At 34.8% G+C, this 21,835-nt stretch carries 23 protein-coding genes and 1 pseudogene; 8 read left to right on the forward strand and 16 right to left on the reverse strand.

What is annotated here, in order from left to right:
- Positions 1-744: 744 nt before the first annotated feature.
- Positions 745-1,011: a hypothetical protein gene (locus ACMZ42_RS22980; RefSeq protein ID WP_142509674.1), complete on the reverse strand. Its 267-nt coding sequence runs from the start codon at positions 1,009-1,011 to the stop codon at positions 745-747.
- A gap of 740 nt (positions 1,012-1,751) precedes the next feature.
- On the opposite strand from ACMZ42_RS22980, the gene ACMZ42_RS22985 reads away from it, so the two are divergent.
- On the forward strand, positions 1,752-2,369 hold the full coding sequence (locus ACMZ42_RS22985) for a hypothetical protein (protein ID WP_415732908.1): 618 nt from the start codon (positions 1,752-1,754) through the stop codon (positions 2,367-2,369).
- A 216-nt stretch (positions 2,370-2,585) separates the two neighbouring features.
- Here the strand turns inward: ACMZ42_RS22985 and ACMZ42_RS22990 are convergent, their stop codons facing one another.
- Complete coding sequence (locus ACMZ42_RS22990) at positions 2,586-3,062, reverse strand: hypothetical protein (RefSeq protein ID WP_415732909.1); 477 nt, start codon at positions 3,060-3,062, stop codon at positions 2,586-2,588.
- Between the two features lie 447 nt (positions 3,063-3,509).
- Here ACMZ42_RS22990 and ACMZ42_RS22995 point away from each other — a divergent pair, with 447 nt between their 5' ends.
- Both ACMZ42_RS22995 and ACMZ42_RS23000 read left to right on the forward strand, forming a co-directional pair.
- Positions 3,510-3,698 (forward strand): hypothetical protein, encoded by a 189-nt coding sequence (locus tag ACMZ42_RS22995; protein ID WP_370078808.1) that lies wholly within the window; start codon positions 3,510-3,512, stop codon positions 3,696-3,698.
- Positions 3,699-3,916: 218 nt separating this feature from the next.
- Positions 3,917-4,363: a GNAT family N-acetyltransferase gene (locus ACMZ42_RS23000; protein ID WP_415732910.1), complete on the forward strand. Its 447-nt coding sequence runs from the start codon at positions 3,917-3,919 to the stop codon at positions 4,361-4,363.
- Between the two features lie 108 nt (positions 4,364-4,471).
- Here the strand turns inward: ACMZ42_RS23000 and ACMZ42_RS23005 are convergent.
- Together ACMZ42_RS23005 and ACMZ42_RS23010 are read right to left on the reverse strand one after the other, a co-directional pair.
- Positions 4,472-4,834 (reverse strand): annotated as a pseudogene (locus ACMZ42_RS23005) (IS3 family transposase); the annotation flags it as partial.
- Between the two features lie 72 nt (positions 4,835-4,906).
- A complete protein-coding gene (locus ACMZ42_RS23010) occupies positions 4,907-5,389 on the reverse strand; it encodes a hypothetical protein (protein WP_415732911.1) in 483 nt (160 codons plus the stop codon).
- 477 nt (positions 5,390-5,866) lie between these two features.
- Here ACMZ42_RS23010 and ACMZ42_RS23015 point away from each other — a divergent pair, with 477 nt between their 5' ends.
- Both ACMZ42_RS23015 and ACMZ42_RS23020 read left to right on the forward strand, forming a co-directional pair.
- The gene (locus tag ACMZ42_RS23015) at positions 5,867-6,265 is read left to right on the forward strand and encodes a BlaI/MecI/CopY family transcriptional regulator (protein ID WP_370078796.1); all 399 of its coding nucleotides are present in this window, start codon (positions 5,867-5,869) and stop codon (positions 6,263-6,265) included.
- Between the two features lie 2 nt (positions 6,266-6,267).
- Positions 6,268-8,160, forward strand: coding sequence for a M56 family metallopeptidase (locus ACMZ42_RS23020; RefSeq protein ID WP_415732912.1), 1,893 nt, complete (start codon positions 6,268-6,270; stop codon positions 8,158-8,160).
- A 184-nt stretch (positions 8,161-8,344) separates the two neighbouring features.
- On the opposite strand, the gene ACMZ42_RS23025 is transcribed toward ACMZ42_RS23020, so the two are convergent.
- Complete coding sequence (locus ACMZ42_RS23025; protein WP_415732913.1) at positions 8,345-8,587, reverse strand: hypothetical protein; 243 nt, start codon at positions 8,585-8,587, stop codon at positions 8,345-8,347.
- Between the two features lie 526 nt (positions 8,588-9,113).
- Entirely contained in the window at positions 9,114-9,998 is an 885-nt protein-coding gene (locus ACMZ42_RS23030) for a LysR family transcriptional regulator (protein ID WP_415732914.1), read from the reverse strand.
- A 130-nt stretch (positions 9,999-10,128) separates the two neighbouring features.
- Here ACMZ42_RS23030 and ACMZ42_RS23035 point away from each other — a divergent pair, with 130 nt between their 5' ends.
- On the forward strand, positions 10,129-10,887 hold the full coding sequence (locus ACMZ42_RS23035; protein WP_415732915.1) for an SDR family NAD(P)-dependent oxidoreductase: 759 nt from the start codon (positions 10,129-10,131) through the stop codon (positions 10,885-10,887).
- Positions 10,888-11,222: 335 nt separating this feature from the next.
- Here ACMZ42_RS23035 and ACMZ42_RS23040 read toward each other — a convergent pair whose 3' ends face one another.
- From ACMZ42_RS23040 to ACMZ42_RS23050, 3 genes are all read right to left on the reverse strand, one after another.
- Positions 11,223-11,705 (reverse strand): hypothetical protein, encoded by a 483-nt coding sequence (locus tag ACMZ42_RS23040; protein ID WP_415732916.1) that lies wholly within the window; start codon positions 11,703-11,705, stop codon positions 11,223-11,225.
- Between the two features lie 123 nt (positions 11,706-11,828).
- Positions 11,829-12,473 carry a pentapeptide repeat-containing protein gene (locus ACMZ42_RS23045; protein WP_415732917.1) on the reverse strand — a complete coding sequence of 215 codons (645 nt, stop codon included), beginning with the start codon at positions 12,471-12,473 and terminating at the stop codon, positions 11,829-11,831.
- Positions 12,474-12,663: 190 nt separating this feature from the next.
- Entirely contained in the window at positions 12,664-12,837 is a 174-nt protein-coding gene (locus tag ACMZ42_RS23050) for a hypothetical protein (protein WP_415732918.1), read from the reverse strand.
- Between the two features lie 178 nt (positions 12,838-13,015).
- On the opposite strand from ACMZ42_RS23050, the gene ACMZ42_RS23055 reads away from it, so the two are divergent.
- Positions 13,016-13,420: a VOC family protein gene (locus tag ACMZ42_RS23055; RefSeq protein WP_415732919.1), complete on the forward strand. Its 405-nt coding sequence runs from the start codon at positions 13,016-13,018 to the stop codon at positions 13,418-13,420.
- A gap of 215 nt (positions 13,421-13,635) precedes the next feature.
- Complete coding sequence (locus ACMZ42_RS23060; protein WP_415732920.1) at positions 13,636-14,793, forward strand: Ger(x)C family spore germination protein; 1,158 nt, start codon at positions 13,636-13,638, stop codon at positions 14,791-14,793.
- A gap of 227 nt (positions 14,794-15,020) precedes the next feature.
- Here ACMZ42_RS23060 and ACMZ42_RS23065 read toward each other — a convergent pair whose 3' ends face one another.
- The 7 genes from ACMZ42_RS23065 to ACMZ42_RS23095 form a co-directional block, all read right to left on the reverse strand.
- Positions 15,021-15,269, reverse strand: a complete 249-nt coding sequence (locus ACMZ42_RS23065; protein ID WP_402873708.1) for a hypothetical protein — start codon at positions 15,267-15,269, stop codon at positions 15,021-15,023.
- 96 nt (positions 15,270-15,365) lie between these two features.
- Complete coding sequence (locus ACMZ42_RS23070) at positions 15,366-16,082, reverse strand: MBL fold metallo-hydrolase (RefSeq protein WP_415732921.1); 717 nt, start codon at positions 16,080-16,082, stop codon at positions 15,366-15,368.
- Positions 16,083-16,648: 566 nt separating this feature from the next.
- A complete protein-coding gene (locus ACMZ42_RS23075; RefSeq protein ID WP_415732922.1) occupies positions 16,649-16,981 on the reverse strand; it encodes a DUF1093 domain-containing protein in 333 nt (110 codons plus the stop codon).
- A gap of 367 nt (positions 16,982-17,348) precedes the next feature.
- Positions 17,349-19,217 (reverse strand): hypothetical protein, encoded by a 1,869-nt coding sequence (locus ACMZ42_RS23080; RefSeq protein WP_415732923.1) that lies wholly within the window; start codon positions 19,215-19,217, stop codon positions 17,349-17,351.
- A complete protein-coding gene (locus tag ACMZ42_RS23085) occupies positions 19,205-19,966 on the reverse strand; it encodes an ABC transporter ATP-binding protein (RefSeq protein ID WP_415732924.1) in 762 nt (253 codons plus the stop codon). Before ACMZ42_RS23085 ends, ACMZ42_RS23080 begins: the two co-directional genes overlap by 13 nt.
- Before the next feature lie 35 nt (positions 19,967-20,001).
- Positions 20,002-20,634, reverse strand: coding sequence for a TetR/AcrR family transcriptional regulator (locus tag ACMZ42_RS23090; RefSeq protein WP_415732925.1), 633 nt, complete (start codon positions 20,632-20,634; stop codon positions 20,002-20,004).
- Positions 20,635-20,833: 199 nt separating this feature from the next.
- The gene (locus ACMZ42_RS23095; protein WP_415732926.1) at positions 20,834-21,727 is read right to left on the reverse strand and encodes a DnaD domain protein; all 894 of its coding nucleotides are present in this window, start codon (positions 21,725-21,727) and stop codon (positions 20,834-20,836) included.
- Between the last annotated feature and the right edge of the window lie 108 nt (positions 21,728-21,835).

Genomic DNA, 21,835 nt, shown 5'->3' on the forward strand with positions numbered 1-21,835 from the left:
AAACAAAGCTATTACGACATATTAATAGTAATGTAAAGCTAATTTAGCCTTACACCTCCGAAGCTTGTTACTAAGGGTCACTCCTATCCCAAGTGACCCTTTTTATAGTTTTTTCCCATAATGAACTTAAAAGTATATCCCCTATGCTCTTTTCTATTGTCATAATATTATTATGAATTATGGCCGTGTAATTGTTATCAAAGAGTTCTCTGGAGTAAGATAGGAACCATTAGCGACAGAAAACTCTAACTGATGCCTATCAATTTCAGAGTAATGAACGACCTTCTCCTTGTTGATAAAAACTATTAAATAAATATCATCACTCGTGTCTATTCTACTATCATTAAATTCCAAACCTATCATCTTGTTAAGACTATCCCTCGGGGTATATGGCGAAAAGAGATATGCTTTTTCCCAATCAAATTTTATTATTTCATTCAAATCTATAGCTGTAGTATTTTTTGTATTGGCTGTTTTCGTATAGATTGTTGATATTAAAACAAAAAGACCAAGTTTAACCTACACATTTTGTAGATTAATCCGGTCTTTATGTTTTGAGCTTTCGTAAATTTTTCTTAAACTGGACAGTTTAGTTAACGGGATCATTGTCCCACGCACCCGTACGTCCTACTCTGGCTACTGATATAATAAATTCTATTAAAAAAGGTCAACCAGTAAAAACTGGTTAACCTTATAATACGAAACCACCCGTTACTTGAATACGAAAAACAATATTTATTACTTCTATTCGTTAATATTAAGTATCTTGTAATAAGCAAAAATGATGGTGGAGATACCAATCCCAAAAAGGATACTTCCAGCAGCTAAGAAATTATTTGTATAACCTTCAATTACAATTAGGTATTGCGAAGTGTCCATCCCACCTTGTGTAACTATCCGATATTCAGCAAGTGATAATCCAATATCAACACTGAAAAATAACAAAATAAAACCAATTGCAGTTATTACAGAACCTAAAGAAACTAAACCTTTTAATTTATTTTTTGTCATTACTCTTCCTCCAATCTATCCTTTCACTAAACTGCACCGTTAGTTGAATAGCAACAATCCTTACGAAAACAGCCTCTGTATTAAAAGGCTCTTGTAACTCCGTATTTAACAAATCTTTATTAGTACTGGATCCACCTATAACAACTATAAAAAGGATAATAAACATTTTTTTTCAATGACAACACCCTCTTAAAAAATTTGTTGATTTTTCCTGTTTTTTGTTTTATATTTACAATATCCATGTGCTGTTTAACAGGTAACTGTTAGGCAGCTTTTTAATTATCAGCATGCAATAATTACTGAATGAGTAACTCCCATATTACACAAAATTCTATATGTTTCTGATCTCAGCCATCCTCTGGCGTATAAAGATAATTCACTAACCGTTTCAGCTTCTGATCCATCACTTATCCACTAATACCAAGCATTCATGCAACGATAACTTTTTTGAACATTTGGCAACTCTAATTGTTGCAGTCCATTAATGATCCTATCCACTTCTATGAAATCAATTTTCTGACTTATTTGTAGTGCTTCTAAAATTTGAATAATATCATATGCTGTTTACATTATAATTTTCCAAAAACACATTTGTTTTCCCTTGCTCCGATAGCTTCGTAGATTGCCTTACGATGCTTGTTAGTCGTTAATACACGACCGTTGATTTATTCATGTTACAACCTCCTGAAAATTATCTAAGGTATTTCGTGGAATATTTACAAATAAAGGAGTTGTTATTAGTGTCTTCAAAAAAAGTATCTATTGGTCTAACGCAATTTACAGACTTTACTTTCAAAGGCGTTACTGGTAAGACTTCAATGGTTAGACAAATAAAATATCAAGATGATTACAATCCTGCTTTTGATTACTGGAAACCTTTACGGGATGGTATCCGAAAATTTCATGAGAAGGAATTTAGTAACGATTACCTAATTTCTCTTGCTAACAAAGTTTCTCAAGCTAAGCAAAAGAATTACTTGGAAGCAGTCAAAGCACATTTAAAATTTATAAAAAATAAAGAAATTGAATGGTTTGACCCTGGCAAATCCAATTGGTATAGCGATTATTTAACTGTCCGTTCATCACCAGAACTTGGATTAAAGATTGATGGTGTTCCACACTTAATCAAGTTATATTTCAAAGGGAAGGACGAACGAATTGATAAAAATAAATGCCGCTCATCTTTAACACTATTAAAACAATCTGATTTCACCATTGAGCATTCTCCTGATATAAAACCAGCAATTTTAAACGTTCAAAAAGGTAGGTTAATTTCAGATGAACCCTCTACTGAAGATCATCTAATTGCACTTGAATCTGAAGCAGCACAATTTATGGTTATTTGGAACAAAATCTAATCAAATTCGAGCCCCTGTGTGCATACACATGTGCTCCAAATCGAATTAGTGTTTTTTAAAAAATCTATTTCTCAGGCTATGAACTATACAAAAAAACTATCACGACATATTAATAGTAATGTAAAGCTAATTTAGCCTTACACCTCCGAAGCTTGTTACTAAGGGTCACTCCATCCCAAGTGACCCTTTTTATAGTTTCTTTCTTCAAAATATTCATCAATGGAATTCTACTGCTCCATTATCTGCAGCCATTTCGAACGCATCTTGCCATATTTCGTACTGACCTATCCACCAATCTCCATTATCTAGGGACTTTGCAAAATCCTCTGCTTTTTCTTTATTTTTCGCAAAATCCTTTGCAAGTTTCTTAGAAACTATTGGGCCTATAACTCCTTCGTTGTCGGCAAAATTTATTAATTCTTGGAAGTCATTACCATCAGAAAATTCCTCTAATTTTGCTCGCCACCAGTTATATCCTCTATAACTACCTGCACAAAATTCAATACCTTCTTCCCATGTATAAACTGTTTGTGGATTAACACCCTCACCACGACCAGGGAAATTTTCTTCAGACCATTCCATACTTTCACCAGGTTTCCATTGGTTATCCCAATCTAGTACTTCGCCATCTTCATCTAATTCAGGGTTTTCTACAACTACCAATTTTCTGTAAGCAGTAATATCTAATCCCATTTTCTAATTCCTCCTTAAACTTGTTATGACACATAATCCTCTAAAACGATTCACACATTCTTCTACTTTGATCAAATTCAAAATCACAATGATATGTGCCCTTCTCTAACCCCGCTATCTGAATAACCACAACTAAAACAAGTAACCCAATCGCAGTCATGGTCAGTCGCGTTTGCACCACAACCTATACAAATGTCGCTAAGACCTAATCTTTTCAATCTAAACACCTACCTGTAAATATCTTACAACCATTCTTACTAATGCGCTGTATTTTTTTAAATAAAGATTTAATGTGATACTCCCAGATTAATGACGGTATATCTCTATTGTTCCACAAAAATCAAGCACACCTTTTCCCTCAAATTGTGCAGTAATAATTTGGTTTTAACGCCTAATTTATGTTAACCTGAAATCGTAGTTTAATTAACATATATTGGAGGATTTAAAATGTCTCATAATTTTAGCTTTTATTCTCTCATTGTTTCTGCAATATTATTTGTCATCCTTGTATTCATGAATTTTTTTGGATATTGGACGGCAGATAGCTTCCAACAAATACTCTATTTCATTTGTATGGTATCAGTAGTTTTTGGTGCGGGTATTGAAACAGGAAAAAAACTAAAAAACAGAAGCTGATTAGAAGATTTTAATTGGCTTTTTTATTGCACATTTTCCTTCGAATTTTCACTTCGCGCATCTACGCATATTATTAATTTGCCATTTCCCGATGCTCCGTAGATGCCCATAAGTCGCTTTACTTTCAATATTTCCAACTTTAATATTATGGTAATAAATGAATAAAACGGAGTCTAAGTTCAATGTTTTCATAAAAATGATTTATTGGAGGAATTATTATGTTGATTAGAACTGCAAAAATTCAAGATTGTTATCTATTAAGCAATTTAGCTTATAAGTCAAAAGCCTATTGGGGATATACAGAAGATTTTCTACAACAATGTAAAGATGATTTAACTGTAACAAAAGAGTACATAGAAGAAAATCCAGTTTACGTAATGGAGAGTGACAATAAGATAGTAGCATTTTATAGCTTTACTATAAATGAACTGAAATTGGATGCATTATTTATAGATCCTGATTATATCGGTAAAGGATTAGGGAGAATGATATGGGACCATTTATTAAATAAAGCGAAGGAGTTAGGAATAAGCGAGTTCACTCTTGATAGTGAACCTAACGCGGAAGGTTTTTATTTAAAAATGGGAGCGAAGAATATTGGCTCTACTCCATCTACTGTGTTTCCTGACCGTCAACTTCCTCTAATGAAAGTTAACGTGTTTTAAATTTCAAGCAAAAACCAAGACAGCAATTAAGCTATCTTGGTTTTTAAATTTTATGTAGGTATAGGGTTTAATGTGGTACCCAAGTCAAGGACAAACTAAAAAAAGAGATTAAGCAGCTAAGAGATGGTTTCTGTATTGCACAGGAGCCATCCTTTTTAGATTCCATTGATAACGATAATTATTGTAATAGACCATATAGTGATTGATTTTCGCTTTTAGTTCCTCAAGTGTCTTCAAGGAGCTAAAATCTACTTCGTCTTTAAAATGACCGAAAAATGATTCCTGTGGCGCATTGTCCCAACAGTTTCCTCGGCGTGACATCGATTGACCTAAGCCATGTTTTTTTATGAGCGTTCGATAGCGTGGGCTTGTATAGTGAACCCCTTGATCTGAATGGATAAAGGCCTCTGGATGAAGCTGAGCGCGCTTATTACGGATCAGTTTTTCAATCATAAAACTAATTATTATTATTAAAGCGTATTCGATATCTCCCGAATACGCTTCTATTTTCTAATGGCGAATAAATTAAAATCGCCCCATTCTTTAATTATCCTTCGCCAACTCCAACTTCCTTTTATGTAAATAATTCAAATAAAATAAAATGATTAATACTAGGCCTACGATAAATGATACATTCCCTATTTTCAGAAAAACGATCTTTGTATAGTTGTCTAACGGAGTCAATTGGAAAATATAATATAGTGTCAAAGGGATTCCAACTAAAGAAACTAATAATATATTTATATTTTTCCAATAACCAAATAGCGTTTTTATGAAATAGGTGAAAAAAATCCAAAGACTAAAAACGATTAAAGCATGCGATATTCTATCAGCCAATTGTCCCTTCAGTACAGTTAAAAAAAGAATAGAAAACACGACTACTGTAACAAAAGGAGCAAACACAATTAAATTATCCATTCTTTTAATTGGTAATTGTAACTTTGAATCAGCCACCAATGAAAATGAAGCTCTTTGTAAATATAAAAATAAACAAGCAATCATGATCAATCCTAAATATAACAACAAAACACCTTCCTTCAGCCCTTTATCCTAATAAAGGAAACTTATTTTTGTTAAAAACATAGAATATTATACTAAAATATAGAACTTTATACCATATTTATTGCAACAATGCTCTGCCAATTTTTTATTAGAATATTTGGGTTTTGTTTCAATTAAAACAACTGTCCACCGAATAAACGAATACTTAATTTAACAGTATTAAATGCAAGTAATTTCACGAAATCACTTTAGGCCAAATTGCAGCCCCCTTTCAACAGAATGTCTTTTACAGTCATTGTAAAACCCCCTACTTTCACTACTATTCACATAATACCTGTGTTTTAAATGCTTGTTTAAGACGAGAATTGCTTTCTTCACTGTTGTTTAATTGTATTTCCGCTTCAAGAGCATTTATTTAGCAATTGGAAAATAGTTGACAACCAAGTATTACAACTGTAATATCGGATTACAGTTGTAATACTTGGAGGTGAATTTCAAATTATGAAAGAATTACCTAAAATATCTGAAGCTGAATTGGAAATTATGAAAGTTCTTTGGTCAAAATATCCACAAACAGCAAATGAAATTATTAAAGTACTAGAGTCAACAACAGATTGGAAACCGAAGACGATTCGGACGCTTATTAATCGGTTAGTTCAAAAAGAAGCTATTTCTTATCATCAAGACACAGGGCGTGCGTATGCTTATTATCCTTTAGTTTCTCAAGAATGTTATTTACAAGTAGAAACAAAATCCTTACTTAAGCGTTTCTATGGAGCAGCATTTAAACCATTACTTGTGAATTTCTTAAAAGAAGAAAAACTGTCTTCAGAAGATATTAACGAACTCAAACGTATTCTGGATGAGAAGTCTGAGGAAAATCAGAGGAAGGATCGCTAATAATGATAGATATCTTCGTAAATCTCTATCTACCTCGTTTTTTTGATTGGGTGTTAGAAACCTCAATTATGGCAAGTATACTAGTCGCTCTAATCTTAAGTGTGAAAATTTTGCTTAGAAATCAGTTAACTCCACGGTGGCAATATTTGTTATGGATGATATTAATTGTTAGACTTTTATTGCCTTGGTCACTAGATAGTTCCTACAGTATCTATTCTATCTTTTCATTTAGTAATGGAACTGTAGCTACTACTTCAAAAGAGCATGAGCAAGAATTAGAAGTTATAGACGATTCAAAGATAGCCACAAAAAATGTTTCATATATATCTAGTTCACCCAAAGTAGCTGAGGAAAATAAAAAACAAATACACAATAATACAAAACGAAATGATGAACCGTTTTCTTTTTATACAATCCTTGTATACATTTGGCTTACTGGAGTCATCATTTTGGGCTTTACTACCATCATTATAAACAGGCGTTTATTTCTTTACATAAAAGGACAATCGATGATAACAGATCAAAGGATTGTCACTATCTTTGAGAATTGTAAGAAATCTATGTCTGTACAACAGGATATCCCACTGTTTTTAGCTGGAAAGATATCGAGTCCAACTGTGTTCGGCTTTATTCGGCCAAAAGTTTTATTGTCAAACGTACACACGGAAGTGATAAATGAGCAACAGTTACGATACGTTTTCCATCACGAATTAGCCCACATCAAACGAAGTGATGTTGGTGTGAATTGGCTTATGTATAGCTTACTCATTTTAAATTGGTTTAACCCCATTCTTTGGTATGCGTACTCTCGCATGCGGGAAGATCAGGAACTAGCCTGTGATGCGTTAGCTCTTACATATATAAATCCAAAAGAGCAACTTGCATATGGTCATACTATTATTAACCTTTTAGAACACTACTCCAATTATTATCAAGTACCAAGTTTAGCAAACTTAAGTAGAAATAAAAGAACCTTAAAAAGGAGAATTTTGATGATTAAAAAGTTTAAAAAGAACTCTTATCGCTGGTCTCTATTTGGAGTTGCTACTGTAATTGCTGTATCTTCTATATCTCTAGTAAATGCACGAGCAGATATACCAACGAAAGAACAAATTGAAGTTAGTAATGATATGAAAGAAACAAAAACTGAAGTTCCTATACAGCAAATTGTAGAAAAAATGATTGGTACAAAAGAACAGGCATTTGCAGATTTTCATACCTCAGAGAATAGATATGAAGCTATACTTGAAGAAATTGAAGTAGCACGTAATGTGTTAACAAAAGAGGAATTTGATCAATTAATCAATTTGGAAACAGAAGAATATACTATTACTAAAGAGATGAGAGCCTTAGGGGGACCGGAACATTTTGATCCGGATAAACATAAAAAATTAGAGGAAATTAGTAAAGCTGCTGGACCCTTATGGAAAAAAATCTATTCACATTTCACATTTACTATAGAAGAAGCACAGGAGTTAGTTGATTTTCCGATAAAGAAGCCAGCTTATCTACCGGGAGGTTACGAACTAAAGAAGGAAGAAGTTGAAACAGCTATTACGACGAAGAAACTGAATCCAGTCATTCACTCAGAATATAGAGGCGAGAGGAAGTTTGGCTTTAAAATTTATCAATCTGCTATTTTAGAAAAACCAAGAAAACCTGGCATTATAGAAATTGGCAAAGATCCTTTCTATGAACGTATATATGACAACATAGAAAGTTATGAACTGGAAGGTACACAATTCACTTTTGCTAAAAGTACTGGAGAAAATAGTAAAGCCATGAAGATGATTGTTCCTGAAAAAGGAAAGGACAGTGCCTATCAAATAGTAATCATTGATGATGTTTTAAATAAGGCAGAGTTAGAAAAAATCATGATTTCATTTTTGAAATAAATGTAGTAAGTCTAATTCCATCAACAACAAGAAGAGATTTTTAAGGTAAAAATGAAAAAATTTCATATGTTAAAAATAGCGCCATTTTTAGGCGTTTATCATATCATTTATCAATACTAAAGTATCATTTTTGAATACAGCTTTATTTCATTCAAAAAGGGAGGGAAAAGAATCCCTTCCTTTTTTAGTGCACAACCTTTTTATTGATTAGCTTGGTACTACCAAAAGCAATTACTAGTGCTATTAAAGAAATAACAAGTGGCGGAATAAAGCTTGTATTTCCAAACACCACTTGTGATGATAAAGTCGAAGCCTCTTCCCATTGGTTGCTAGGCGTATAAAACATTGTTAATAGCATACCTGATAGTACTTGCAATACGACAAAAGCCAGCGTAAAAACCACTGCAAATAATAAGTATTTTTTCAAGTTAATCCCTCCCCTCTTATATATTACTACGACTTAAGTTTAAATAAGTTTCACAATATTCTATTTAGAAATTATTCTGTAACACCTCTGTATCCTTGTATGGTGTTATGATCAATGTTTCTAGTTCATCCATTGTTCATTCATTGTTCATTCATACTTATTTTGTTGTGGTACTACTTTCTCTAGCTAGCTTCTGTAACGCCTCAGCTGTTTTTATGATACAATTTACACAAATTACATAATGAGGTGATATTATGGAAAACGATAAATTGATTTGCAAGTCTTGTGGTAGTAATTCATTTTCTCAGGGGAAACTTGATGGATACGCTGCTTTAAGACCAGTTGACACAATTTTTTCTAATGGATCTCCACTTATTTTCACTCTGTGTCAGAATTGCGGAGAAATAGCTTCAATTAAGGTGAAAAAACCCCATAAGTTTACTAGTTCCATATAGTTTTATTCAGGGTCACCAGCCTGTAAGTGACCCTTTTTATTTAAACCAGCTTCATATACCTTCCCCACATCTTATATTGTACTATCCTTCAAAAATGAAATAGCAAAATCACGAAAACTATTTGCGACAAATGAACTTTTTCTCTTTTTATTCCAAGCAATCCCTACCGTTTGAAAGCAATCAGGATTTGAAATTTTTAATATCTTTACATTGTCTAAATACTGATCTAAAAATGAATATTTAAAAATAAAAGAGATGCCCTTTCCTTCGTTCACCAATTGTAAAATAATCGATAAATCTTCACCTTCAAAGGCAATTTGCGGAGTAAAGCCTGCTCTTTCAAATAAGTGATTTTCTGTTGTGCGGAAATTTTGTCCTGTTTCTGACAAAATAAACAATTCATCCTTAGCCTCGATTAGTGAAACACTTTCTTTAGCAGCTAGGGGATGATCTTTCGGCACTACTAAAAAGACTTCTTCTGTAAATAATGGCACCCACTCTATTCTGTCATCTTTAATTGGATTAATGACGATCATTAAATCAATTTCACCACAAATTAATTTTTGTAGCGCTAATTTATCAGGTAATAAATACTGTCGGATTTTAACATTTGGGCGTTTTTTATAAAAATCATAAAATAATTTTGGCAGTAGTTTTGAATTCATTACATTAATCGCTATACTATCTTCTCGTATATTTGCGAGTTCTTGAATTTCTGATTTTGCCTCTTGTAAATCATCTAGAGCCTTTTCCACCTTCTCATAAAAAATGCGTCCATATTCATTCAAACGAATAGATTTCCCTTTTCGATCAAAGAGTGGTACTCCAATATCATCCTCTAAACGAGCAATCGTTTTGCTTAATGAAGATTGCGAAACCTCTAATTCCAATGCCGCTTTCGACATATGCTCCAAGCGGGCTACTACTATAAAATACTCTAATTGAGTTAATTGCATTATTAGTCACCTTCTTATGCTTATTACTATAAAGGAATAAGCTCATTCATTCAAAAATATTGAATACGTTTTTTAGTGAAAGCTATACTACACATGTAAAGTAGACTTACAAATATGGGGAGGCAATATTATGAATGTTAGAGATTTTGAAGGTCGAGTTGTCTTAATCACTGGAGCAGCTACTGGTATTGGCCGTGCTACAGCAATCGCTTTTGCACGTCGTGGCGCGAAAGTTGCTATTGGCGATGTTGATGACCGTGCACAAGAAACTGTAGAACTAGTTCAACAAGCAGGCGGAGAAGCAGTATTCTTTAAAACAGATGTAACAAGCCCAGAGCAATTGAAATTACTTGTTGAAAAGACTGTAGAGAAATTCGGTGGATTACATCACGCATTCAACAATGCAGGCGTTTTAAACAAACCAGCAAAATTCGTTGATATTGAAGAAGTTACTTTTGATAAAGTAATGGCAGTTGACGTTAAAGGTGTATTTTTTGCGGTGAAACATGAACTTGAATACATGGTTGCTAATGGCGGTGGTACAATTGTAAACACAGCTTCAGTAGCTGGTGTCATTGCTGATCCAAATATGGCACCATACGTAACAGCAAAACATGCCGTAACGGGTTTAACAAAAGCAGCTGCAATTGACCACGCTCGAGACGGTATCCGAGTAAACGCTATCGCACCTGGTTTAACAGAAACACCAATGACTCAAATGTGGAAAGATAATCCTGAAGTTTGGAACGAAGTTGTTTCCAACGTTCCAATGGGCCGAGCTGCTAAACCAGAAGAAATTGCTGAAGTCGTTGTATTCCTTTCTTCAGACGCTGCAAGCTTCTGTAACGGTTATGTTTATGTAGCTGATGGCGGACAAGTTGCTCACTAAGTCAATTTCGGAAATATTTATTCCTAAATAATAGAATGACAAAAAATGATGCAGGTACAAAAGTATTTTAACTAAAGTAAAACCCGAACAAATTTGCAAGACACTCATACGGTGTTTTGCAATTGTTCGGGTTTTCTAAATATAGTGCTTATTTTATTTGAAAGTAATTCGGCTTTCGCGAAGAGCTAATTAGTTATGTCCCAGCCTCTATATACAATTTCGGAACAACAACAAACATATTATGGAAAAAACATGAACGTAATACAATCCTCGTAAACGTTCATGCCTTCCTCCTCTTTCATATGTATTTGCAAAGTTTATTTTAAATTTCTAAGTTACTCACTAATCTTCTCTAAAACATTCGTAAGTTCATTTTTCCAATTTTCCCCACCATAAACGACAAATATCGTTTCATTTTCTTCTCTTTCAAAAATATGGAGTCTTTGCGATATGAAGAGATTTAAGCCGAGTTCAGTTCGATCTATTTCTTTTAAATCCAACTCCCAATATAAATGAGGATTTAAATTGATAGCATGCGCACAAAAAATTAATCGTTGGTTTGTTAATAATAGTCGCCCACCATCAGAACGAGTTATACTGTAAAACATATTAGCAAAGCCTGAGCGAATTGGTAATTCATGTTCACGCATTTCATTTCCATGAAAAAAGATTTTTTTATATTTGGGTTCGTGTTCATCCAAATTATAAGTGATTTGTTTAGTTTTTGATGTAATAATATAGCTACCACAATACGCACAACTATTATCCTTTGGATCAAATGCTGCAGCACAGTTGGGACAATTTAAAGACTTTGCCATTGCTCATTCTCTCCTCTTATAATCATTAATTTACTAATACGGAAATTACCCCCTCATATAGTATGCTTTTAATTACAAAGAATACCAGTAAAGAATGGGATTCAATTGAGTAGCCAGTCAATATTATCGTTTAACCTTTAAACCTAGCAGTTCAGCAAAGCCAATTGCTTGTTCAGTGGAAACCACACAGCCACTTAAATTATTCAATGTTACATTTAATCGTTCAAAAGTGCATGTACTAATATCCACATTGTTGAGAGGCGTGTCGCTAAAATCAACTTCATCAATATTACAGTGTTCAAATTTCACTTTCTTAAATTGGCAGTCGTAATAGCTTGTCCCACGTAATGATGACTGCTCAAAACAAATTTGTTTTAGTCTTGCTACTCCAAAATTACATAAATTCATCACACAATCTTCAAAAGAAACATTCCCTAAATGGGCCTCCGAGAAATCAACACCTAACAGCTTACAGTTTTTAAATGTAACTCGATGTATAATTCCTTCGTTGAATTTTGAGTTAGATAAATCGCAGTTTTCAAAGATGACATCAGTCATATCAATTTTATTGAAATTCGAGTTAATCAAAGATACTTTTTGAAACATTACTTTGGATACTATTAAACGCTCAATACTATCATTCTCTCTACTTGTATTCGTAATTAGCTGATTCGATAGATAAGGCTCTTCATCATAAAAAATGTCTTCAAAAGTTCCTTGAGCCAAATCATTTGGAATAAGCGGTAGTTCAATTTTAAATTTTGTCATCATTCTATTTGTCCTTTCTCACTTTTATTATCTTAATTCTACTCTATTATTAATGATATATCTTTAATAAAAAGGAGTTTTACTTTAGCAATTTAGTTCCCTCATATGTTCTGAACAAATAACTCTTGCTCAATTCAAATTACCACAACCCAAACGATTGTGGTAGAAAATATTATGCGTTCTTCCTTAATTATTTATTACGTTTTGAGGAAGTGTTTTCGTTGTATTGTTTTTCATTGTATGCATTGTTCAATTGTTCAGTAGTTAGATCATTTTCTTCACGCTCATCTAAATCATCAGGGCTTAAATCTGCTCCAAATTCTACTTGTTCTTCTTCACTTTTATTGCGTTTTTCTTTTGCCAAAATTATCACCTCCGATATATAAATTATCCATTCTGGCGTAAATTATACTTGTCAGAATATATGCTAAATGTTACGCTATTTCCTCGGCAATAAACTATTCTGGTATCATTTAGGAAGTGTCATTTCAACGATGCGGATTGTTTCATTAATATAGATTAGATAAAAGGGGAAATAATTTATGGCTGAAAAATATGTACACCACATTTGCATACAAACGAATACATATGATGAATCTTTAAATTTTTACACTGAAATATTAGGATTTGAACTAGCACAGGAGTCACCAAATTTCCACAATAGATATTTTAATACTTGGTTAAAACTTGGAGCATTTTATATCGAACTCCAAACTGGAAAGTATAATGAAGAGCTTGATACATGCAATTCAAATGCTCAAGGCATTGTACATTTCTGTTTATGGGTGGACAATCTCTCTCAAGAAGTAGAACGGTTGAAGGATATGAATGTTCATTTTATTCGCAAAAATGATGAAATTATTTATAAGGTTGAAAATGGCCAGCTTTGTAAGTTAAAAGCACCTGAAGGAACTATTATAGAACTTCGCGATAATACGGGAATATAAAGTGATCAGGGATTTTTCTTCATATCTCTTCGCTTTTTTCAGAAATACGCCAGGACTCATTATAATAATGAGTCCTGGTCTTTTGTTTAGATGGCTAAATGTAGCTGTTCTAAGTTTTTCACTACTTATAATCCTTTCATTTTTTGTCCAAACTATAAGCAAAACCCCTTTACTCCGCAAGATTACACAGAATTTCTAAAAGTAGGGATCAAAAAATGAAGAAAAAAATGACGTTAATAGTAAGTTTAGCAGCTGTACTATTACTTTCCGGATGTTGGGATGTTACTGAACCACAAAGAATGTACTATATTGACGGGATTGGTATCGATTATAAAGATGGTCAATATGAAATATATATGCAAATCATTAATTTTGCGAATGTAGCTAAATCTGAAGCGCCTACTCCTCAAGCAGCACCGTCTGAAATTGGATTTGCTAAAGGTAAAACGATGGAAGAAGCCTTTTTTAAATTATATCGCTCCATCGACCAAAAAGTATTCTGGGGGCATATGACTTTTCTTCTTTTCTCTGAGGATGCCTTAAAGAACGGCAATTCCATTCCTATTATTGACAGTTTTTTACGTCATCGGGAAACGAGATATCAAATATTGACATATGTTACAAAGGACTCTATTAAAGATATTCTTTTAGTCACACCAATATTAAATAAATCACTAACCGCTTCAAAGCTAAGCAATCCAATGCATACAAGAGAGCTACAAACATATGTAGAGCCCGTGGATTTGCGAAAACTACTTATCGACTTAAATGAGCCGAGTCATGAAGTGAATATTCCACTTGTATCAATCAACAAAAACTGGGAAACGACTGATAAACCAACAGAGGAAACTTCTTTATCTGGTTTCGGAGTAGTTTCAAAAGATGGATTTAAAGGCTATATAAATGATGGGGATGGAAGAGGTATCCAATGGATGTATTATAAAAAAACCCGTGGAGACGTAACGATTAAATTAAATAATAAAGAAAAAGAATACTTAACAGTTGATTTAGAAAAATTAAGTACCAAAATTAAACCAATTGTAAAAAACAATGAAGTAACATTTGAAGCGGAAATAAAATTAAATGCAATCATCAATGGTTTCAAAGGGAATGTAACTACTGACCAAATAAGAGAAGGTATTATTAAGGAAGTTAAAAAAGATATAAAAGCATCCTATGAAGCAGGTTTACAATTGGATGTTGATGTTTTCCGCTTATCAGAGCAGCTATACCGAAAAAACATAAAGGCATGGAAAAAAATACAGAAAGATGGCAAAATTCCATTGACAGCCGACACTCTTAGTAAAATAAGTATTACTGTAAATAAAGTTAATCCTGGTCGAAAAACATTTGCTGAAACAATTAATGAATAGCGATATTAATGATGTATTGGCATAATGATGAAAGAAGTTAAAACACATTTGTGTCACCTAATATTCAATTCATTGAAATAAATTCTCATTCGAACTGTGATTTTTCGTTCTATGTGTTATAATGCTGTTGATGGCTAAGCCATTATAAGGGCAAGACCAATTCTGAGCTGTAGCGTTGTCATACGCTACAGCTTTTTAAAATGTTATTTTTTTAAAAATTCGGACGTTTAATCGGACGACGAACTACTATCACTGCAACTAGATGTATCACTATAACTAGAGACACTATCCGAGCAATTGTCTGTATTTGAATCTTCCATGGATACAAATGTATTTGTTGAACTATAATCTATATGAGTACTCGAATGATTGGAATGACTTCTTGTTGAACTATCATGATTAGTGAATTCCTTTTTTATTAAGCTAATCACACCTACTAAAATAATGAATCCGATAATTACAATAAAGAATCCCATTCTTCTCTCCCCCTTTCAGATAACAATTAAATTTTATCATTATGAGAGTTGATTAACCATTTTTAACCAAACGAAATAGAAGACGCTACTCGCTTTCTAAAAGGTTAAAAATTCGTTCGTTACAACATTGAACCCTAACGTTTCAGCTTCTTGACGGTCAAAACCTTCATCTACATGCATACACCAAAATTTCGAACGTTCATCAGGACTCACTAACTCACTCAATTTTCGTAATGACAAGTGCACATTGCCCTCATAATCAGCTTTACAAGTATCTACATAAACAAAATCGAAGACCTTTGGATTTCGTAAAGATTCTTTTAGGTAATTTGTATCTCCTGTATAATAAATAAGTTTGTCATCTATAGATAATTCAATTGAATAAGAAGGTATTTCTTTAACATGACTAGACCTTTCGAAAAGTACTTTACAGAAATTAAGTGTGTACTGTGTATCCGATTGACATTTTTTTATGAAACATTGAACTCCTGGCATAATGCCATTAATGGCCAACAATTCTTCAATTTTTACATCATAAGCGGAATAAACAGATACATTAGGTTTTGCCATTTCGCCATGGCAATAATAGCAATAAAAAATAAAATCAGCGAGGCTTCCAACGTGGTCCGCATGAGTATGAGTAATCAATACATGGATGTGCTCGATACCTTCCAGTAAATTATTTTCCTTAATTCGGTGAAAAATATTGCTACCACAATCAATTAACAACATCTGATTTCCTACTTTATAATACGCTGAATTATTACCTAATTTCGTATTAAATGCACTTCCAGAGCCGATAAATTTCAACATAAAGTAACCTCTCTTCCATATTTACTTTATTTTACAAAGAATATTATCAGTTATCCACTTCTCCCCCTAAAATGATAAAAGAATGAAACGCTTAAATTTTATTATTTACAAATGATGGCCCCTCTCAACAAATAATAAATAATAAATAATGTGTGTTATTTTAACGACTGGTCATATTCTTTAATACGCTTGGTTAGCGGCGGAATTTGATGTGTTAGCGGCGGTCTTCTCTTGGTTAGCTGCGGTACTTTATTGGATATGAATAAGCACCCTTATCCACCTCAACCATATCATATTATTATAAATTGTTTATTCAATGTGAGATTATTGGCGGGCATGCAAGAAATGGTTTGGAAACAAAAGGAGTACACTTTTATCATGAAGATAATTTACCAAACCTTTCTTTAGGGAGAAATACAGGTGCTCAAATCAAAATGCTTTTCGAATTCTTAAGAAATCCTCATAAAGATACGATTTTTGATTAATAGCTATAAAGTTAATGGAATGAAAAAAATCCAATTTCTTAATTTTAATGTTAAGAAATTGGGCTTTATAATGGCGTGGATTTAGCTCTGATTAAATTTTCCCTTAACATTTTCCGGTAAGTCATCCACATTCATTACTTTGGGATCACCAGTATATCCTTCTAAGCTTCTTGGGACGCGGACAATCGTTCCTTTTTTATAAGGTTTTTCTGCAAAAAAACTTACAACCTTTTCATTTCCATCCTTATCATAGCCCTCTAGAGCGTATACGAAATGGCCATTGCTATTTGGAGTTTGTAATTCCTCGTTAATTTGAACATAATAGTCTTTTTCTATCAAAGCACCCTTGTCACCACAACCAACTAAGAAAGTAGTGAATAAAATTGTCATTGCTAAGAATTTCATAATCTTCATTTCTTATGCCTCCTCTTTTATAACGAAATAATCTCGTTACACAAGAGTATAGATAAATTCTCCACTACCTTAAATTTCGGAACATGACAGTTAGTTGACAAAATTGTCATCTTTAAAAAATCTATGAACTGCCCTCTCGACCTTTAACTTAATATCTATACCTACCTAGCTCATCTCTCCTTTTAAGTATGGACATAGCCCTACCAATAACACACGAACAAAATATGCTACACAATCTCCCCAAAAAAGCCGAATTTCCTTTACTCTAAGGAAATCCGGCATAATTGTAAAAGCGCAATGGAGGATTAATCTTTAGGGTAATTAGCGAAGCTGTTACCAATAGATCAATCGTCATTGTGTTTTACCGCTACATATTCTTATGTTTACGAACTATTTTTCTAGTTATAATCAAAGCACTAACACCAGTTAGAACAAAGAAAATGCAAATAAGTAATTGGACGTTTTCTGGAAGATATAGAGCAATAAACCAACTGTGGACCTTTATGCCTGAAAGCTTTAGAATTATAGGCACAATCCCCTGCGGTAATGTGAAAATAATTCCCATCGTAACGAGTAGACCTACCAAAGCGGACTTTCCTGCAGATAGATTAGAAAATGTGTCGTCTGTTTGAGCTACTTTGTTATCCACGGATTGAGCTATTCCGCCGCTCTGCATGATTGCGAGGATATCTGGACCAAAAGCTTCCAAACGACGGTATGCCAAGCGTCCGAAATACCAAGCGATGAGTAAGCCGGTACACAATCCCACAGGAACACCAATCCATGTTAGTAAGTTTAGATGTAGCAACGTCCCTAAGGTCAATATGACTAATGTAGGTATCGAAGCAAAAAACAGCAATATCAACAACAATAAATTGGTTATAAATAATGCCCCTGCGTTCATGTCATCACCAGAGACTATGGTTCCGCGTCCACGCCGATGCGGGTCTGTCACAGGTATGAGCTTGTAAACTGAGAGGAATAGGATTAGTCCCGCTCCTCCACCTAACAGCGATGGAAGCAAGGCTAAAACCCATGCCCACGCCCAGTCCAACTTACTGACATAAAGGAATAGGAGAGATATTACGATCGATACGGGTGCTACAGCCATTATCCATGCAATTTGCCTGCCCCGCACATCGTTTCGTTCTGAGCCCGGTGTAGTAATAGACATCCAAAGAGCACCGCCATCAAACCCATAAAGATTGTTCGAGAACACGCAAGTGAACATCACAAGGACTATGCCGACCCAGGGCATTAATAAAGTAACACCGCTCAACGATACAAATAAGCCATAGAATAATCCCGTCCACAGCCCCATACGCAACAATCGCCCTCGCTGCGGATCACGCATCCAAGTCTTCAGTTCCTTAAGAACGACCACCCCAATTTTCGAAGTTTTTGTTGGTAGAATGTTGGCCCAAGTAAGGAACAATGATTTATTTCTGCTATAACGATTTATACGAGCCGCATTTTTCGTGCTCCCTGACAGCAGTCTTGCCCATGTCATCAATAGTAATCCACACAATAAAGCCAACCCACAGAGAACGCCGACAGCTAAAAAGTAACGGGATCGATTTACAGCTTCGATTGCTACCACAGCCCAACCCGATGGTAATATTCGAGCCACTAAAGAAATTGCTGGCGACGGTTCCTCTACGAACAAGCTAACCGAAGGAAGTAAATACCAACCGACGTTAAGAAAAGCTATAACGGCTCCTATGATCAACGCCCCGAATTCTAAACCTAATCGGGATTTCGATGCCTCTCCAATCACCCCCATCACCACTTTGGACAATAGCATGATGATTACTAGTTGCAACAACATCGCAGGTACGGCAACGATCACAGCCCAAAATCCAAGTCTTGCTGCATAAATGACGAGAGAGAAACAAGCGACTAAGCTAACGATCGGTCCAATACCGATGAAGGAGGTACCGAGCAACCCTATAGCCAATCTTCGTTGGGCGATAGGCAACAATGTGAAGTATTCCGTTTTCAATACCCCTTCTCCGCCAACTAACATAGGCCCTATGATCCAACCAATCATCCAAAAGCCAAAAGCGATACAGATAAGATCTGCTGATATTTCATGATTATATAGTACACTAAGCAGAATCGTACTAACTGCCAGCAATAGACCGATAACCCCACCGATAATCATGAGAGTCGCTCGTCCTCCGCTCATCGAGTGGCGAAGCAAGGAAATCTTCATTCGAATCATTACATTAACCATGATAATCTCTTTCCTTCTCCAGGGCGATTCCCAACTAACTGAACGAAAGCCTCTTCCAGACTTTCACCATTACGCACAAAATCCAATGGGCCTGCAGCAGCCACTCTCCCCTTCGCAATAACAGCAACATGATCACACAATTGCTCGACCAACGCCATGACATGGCTGGATAAGATGACAGAACCACCATTGGCAACAAAACTCTGCAAGATGGTTCTAATTGTTGACGCAGAGATGGGATCAACCGCCTCGAACGGCTCGTCAAGTACAAGAAGCTTTGGGGAATGTAGAAGGGCCGTGGCAAGACCAATCTTCTTTCTCATTCCAGTGGAATAGTTTATAACAAGCGTACGCTCATCATCACGGAATTCTAAAATATCAAGCAATTCTTCTGTACGCTGGGCAACAGTCTTCGCATCAAGTCCATGCAATAATCCCATATAAGTCAAAAGTTCACGCCCGGTTAGCCTTTCTGGCAATGACATGCCATCTGGCAGAACCCCAACTAATGTCTTTGCATGTAAAGGATTTGACCAAACATCAACACCGAATATTCTAGACGCTCCACTGTCTGGGCGCAGCAGCCCTACTGCCATAGATAATAGAGTCGTTTTTCCTGCACCGTTCGGACCTACCAAACCGAAAAATGAACCGCAAGGCACAGTCAGGTTGACACTATTAACAACAGTGTTTTCTCCAAATTGTTTGCTCAACCCGAGCAGTTGAAGGGCCGAATCCCCGTCTGTCATAACATTTTCCTCCTTAAATTGCCTACTGATTATGCTCACAAAGTTACGTTCTTATCGGTTGCCAATTTAAATAAAGTGATTAATTCTTGTGCATAAGCATCAAGATCCAGTTCGGGGTTCATCATCATTTGCGGCGGTAAAGCATCAATCGCCTGTCTAATGGTTATAGCCATTACTCTGGGAGAAAATGTTCGAAATTCCCCGTTCTTTTGCCCAAATTGCAAAATTTGCTCTAAATCGTAAATGGCTGCCTCCTGGAGATTAAAAACAAACGACTCCTTTCCTTCCTCAGGGCGAATTCCAGACCAAATTTCTAATAGAGCTAGCATATACGTCTTATGTGTAGACATAAAAGCAATGTTACTTTCGAGGTATACGCTTAACATATCCCTTGCGCTAGTGGCAGATTGTATAAGCGGACGCATATAAGAATCGCCAGAAGTATAAACCTTTTCAATGACATGCCGAATCAATGTTTCTTTGTTTTTGAAGTGGTAGGATATCACTCCCGTACTGATATCTGCACGTTTGGCTATTTGGGCTAAAGATGCTTGTGCAAATCCCAAACTGGCAATTGTCTCGATTGCGCATTCCACAATTTGCGTTTGCCTAGCGGCTTCAATAAAAGAAAGTTTTTTTTGACTGTTCGTATTATTATTTATATTCATATTTAAAAATTAGCATGACCGTTCAAAAATTTCAATTGTTATTTTGGTTAATTTTGTATTTATTTTGATAGTTATTGGAATTTCCTCATTCTTCATGTCATTCCTACTTGATACTCCATATCTTTTTTCGATTCGTGTTTAGGATATCGGAGTTGCTTTTAGACCAATTAACTCTCCAACCACGCAGTAGTTGCATTATTCACCTTGCACTCTCAGTTAGATTCCTTAATGTTTCCAATACTTTTTGTCGTTCCGCTTCAAAGTCAATTGCTTGTCCATCTTCTATTTCATTGGAATTTCCATTACGTTGATGGAACCAATCAGGGACAACCTCTTTATGCACTTGTAGATTGGATTGATAAGTACGCTGTTGTTGTTTTCGGGCTACAAATCGAAGTTTATCTGCTTCTACTTCCTCAATTGTTGTAAACTTCTTAGTAGTCCAAACGTGCAAAATCTTTTCAACGTAATTCCAACGAAGCACATTGTTTTCTATGGCTTGCTTCATAGCATGGATCACAAGGTCTTCCGACAATTCATTTATCCAATGACCGATTTTGTACGTGACATGAGCGACTAGAGAACCAAAGCCATTTTGCTCATAAAATTGGAACGCGCTTTGTGGTTTTGGTATGTTCTCTTCTGAGGAATGGCTCTTATTATAATAATTATTTAGTAAATTATTATTTAGTGATTTATTATTAATTAGTATTGACGGTTTTTCCGTGAACGGGTCTTCCGTCAACGGTTTTTCCATCAACGGATTAACCGTTATCGGATTTTCACTATACGGTTCAACTTGTGGTGTTTCGAACACTGAGAGTTCGACTTTCCTAAATTTACCCATGTTTGTTCTACCCTGCACTTTGTGAACATAGCCAGCTGTCGATAACTCCTTAATAATGTTAGCAGTAGATTCACGACTGCATTTGCTATGCGTGGCTAAATTAGAAATACAAAATGACCAATCATCTGGCAATGACAACATGTAAGCAAGCAAACCTTTTGCTTTCCAGCTTAAGCGAGTGTCATTCAGAAACCCTTTGTCTAACACAACATAATTCTCCTTTTTACGAACCCTAAATATTGCCATAATGTCCCACCTTTTGTTTTATTAGTACTTTGAGTCATTCATTAACTTATATACTGATTTGACACAAAATAAGGGACAAATATTTAGATTCTGAAAGAAGTTAAATAA

It is taken from the genome of Lysinibacillus sp. NPDC056185 (assembly GCF_047737915.1).
Taxonomy (GTDB): domain Bacteria; phylum Bacillota; class Bacilli; order Bacillales_A; family Planococcaceae; genus Lysinibacillus.

Bases quoted from the DNA above. Each gene is read 5' to 3' on its own strand.
- ACMZ42_RS23030 (WP_415732914.1), bottom strand. From the start codon at position 9,998: ATGCAATTAACTCAATTAGAGTATTTTATAGTAGTAGCCCGCTTGGAG.
- ACMZ42_RS23015 (WP_370078796.1), top strand. From the start codon at position 5,867: ATGAAAGAATTACCTAAAATATCTGAAGCTGAATTGGAAATTATGAAA.
- ACMZ42_RS23090 (WP_415732925.1), bottom strand. From the start codon at position 20,634: ATGAATATAAATAATAATACGAACAGTCAAAAAAAACTTTCTTTTATT.
- ACMZ42_RS22980 (WP_142509674.1), bottom strand. From the start codon at position 1,011: ATGACAAAAAATAAATTAAAAGGTTTAGTTTCTTTAGGTTCTGTAATA.
- ACMZ42_RS23060 (WP_415732920.1), top strand. From the start codon at position 13,636: ATGAAGAAAAAAATGACGTTAATAGTAAGTTTAGCAGCTGTACTATTA.
- ACMZ42_RS23080 (WP_415732923.1), bottom strand. From the start codon at position 19,217: ATGGTTAATGTAATGATTCGAATGAAGATTTCCTTGCTTCGCCACTCG.
- ACMZ42_RS23095 (WP_415732926.1), bottom strand. From the start codon at position 21,727: ATGGCAATATTTAGGGTTCGTAAAAAGGAGAATTATGTTGTGTTAGAC.
- ACMZ42_RS23000 (WP_415732910.1), top strand. From the start codon at position 3,917: ATGTTGATTAGAACTGCAAAAATTCAAGATTGTTATCTATTAAGCAAT.
- ACMZ42_RS23045 (WP_415732917.1), bottom strand. From the start codon at position 12,473: ATGACAAAATTTAAAATTGAACTACCGCTTATTCCAAATGATTTGGCT.
- ACMZ42_RS22990 (WP_415732909.1), bottom strand. From the start codon at position 3,062: ATGGGATTAGATATTACTGCTTACAGAAAATTGGTAGTTGTAGAAAAC.
- ACMZ42_RS23040 (WP_415732916.1), bottom strand. From the start codon at position 11,705: ATGGCAAAGTCTTTAAATTGTCCCAACTGTGCTGCAGCATTTGATCCA.
- ACMZ42_RS23020 (WP_415732912.1), top strand. From the start codon at position 6,268: ATGATAGATATCTTCGTAAATCTCTATCTACCTCGTTTTTTTGATTGG.
- ACMZ42_RS23075 (WP_415732922.1), bottom strand. From the start codon at position 16,981: ATGAAGATTATGAAATTCTTAGCAATGACAATTTTATTCACTACTTTC.
- ACMZ42_RS23085 (WP_415732924.1), bottom strand. From the start codon at position 19,966: ATGACAGACGGGGATTCGGCCCTTCAACTGCTCGGGTTGAGCAAACAA.
- ACMZ42_RS23070 (WP_415732921.1), bottom strand. From the start codon at position 16,082: ATGTTGAAATTTATCGGCTCTGGAAGTGCATTTAATACGAAATTAGGT.
- ACMZ42_RS23035 (WP_415732915.1), top strand. From the start codon at position 10,129: ATGAATGTTAGAGATTTTGAAGGTCGAGTTGTCTTAATCACTGGAGCA.
- ACMZ42_RS23055 (WP_415732919.1), top strand. From the start codon at position 13,016: ATGGCTGAAAAATATGTACACCACATTTGCATACAAACGAATACATAT.
- ACMZ42_RS23065 (WP_402873708.1), bottom strand. From the start codon at position 15,269: ATGGGATTCTTTATTGTAATTATCGGATTCATTATTTTAGTAGGTGTG.
- ACMZ42_RS22995 (WP_370078808.1), top strand. From the start codon at position 3,510: ATGTCTCATAATTTTAGCTTTTATTCTCTCATTGTTTCTGCAATATTA.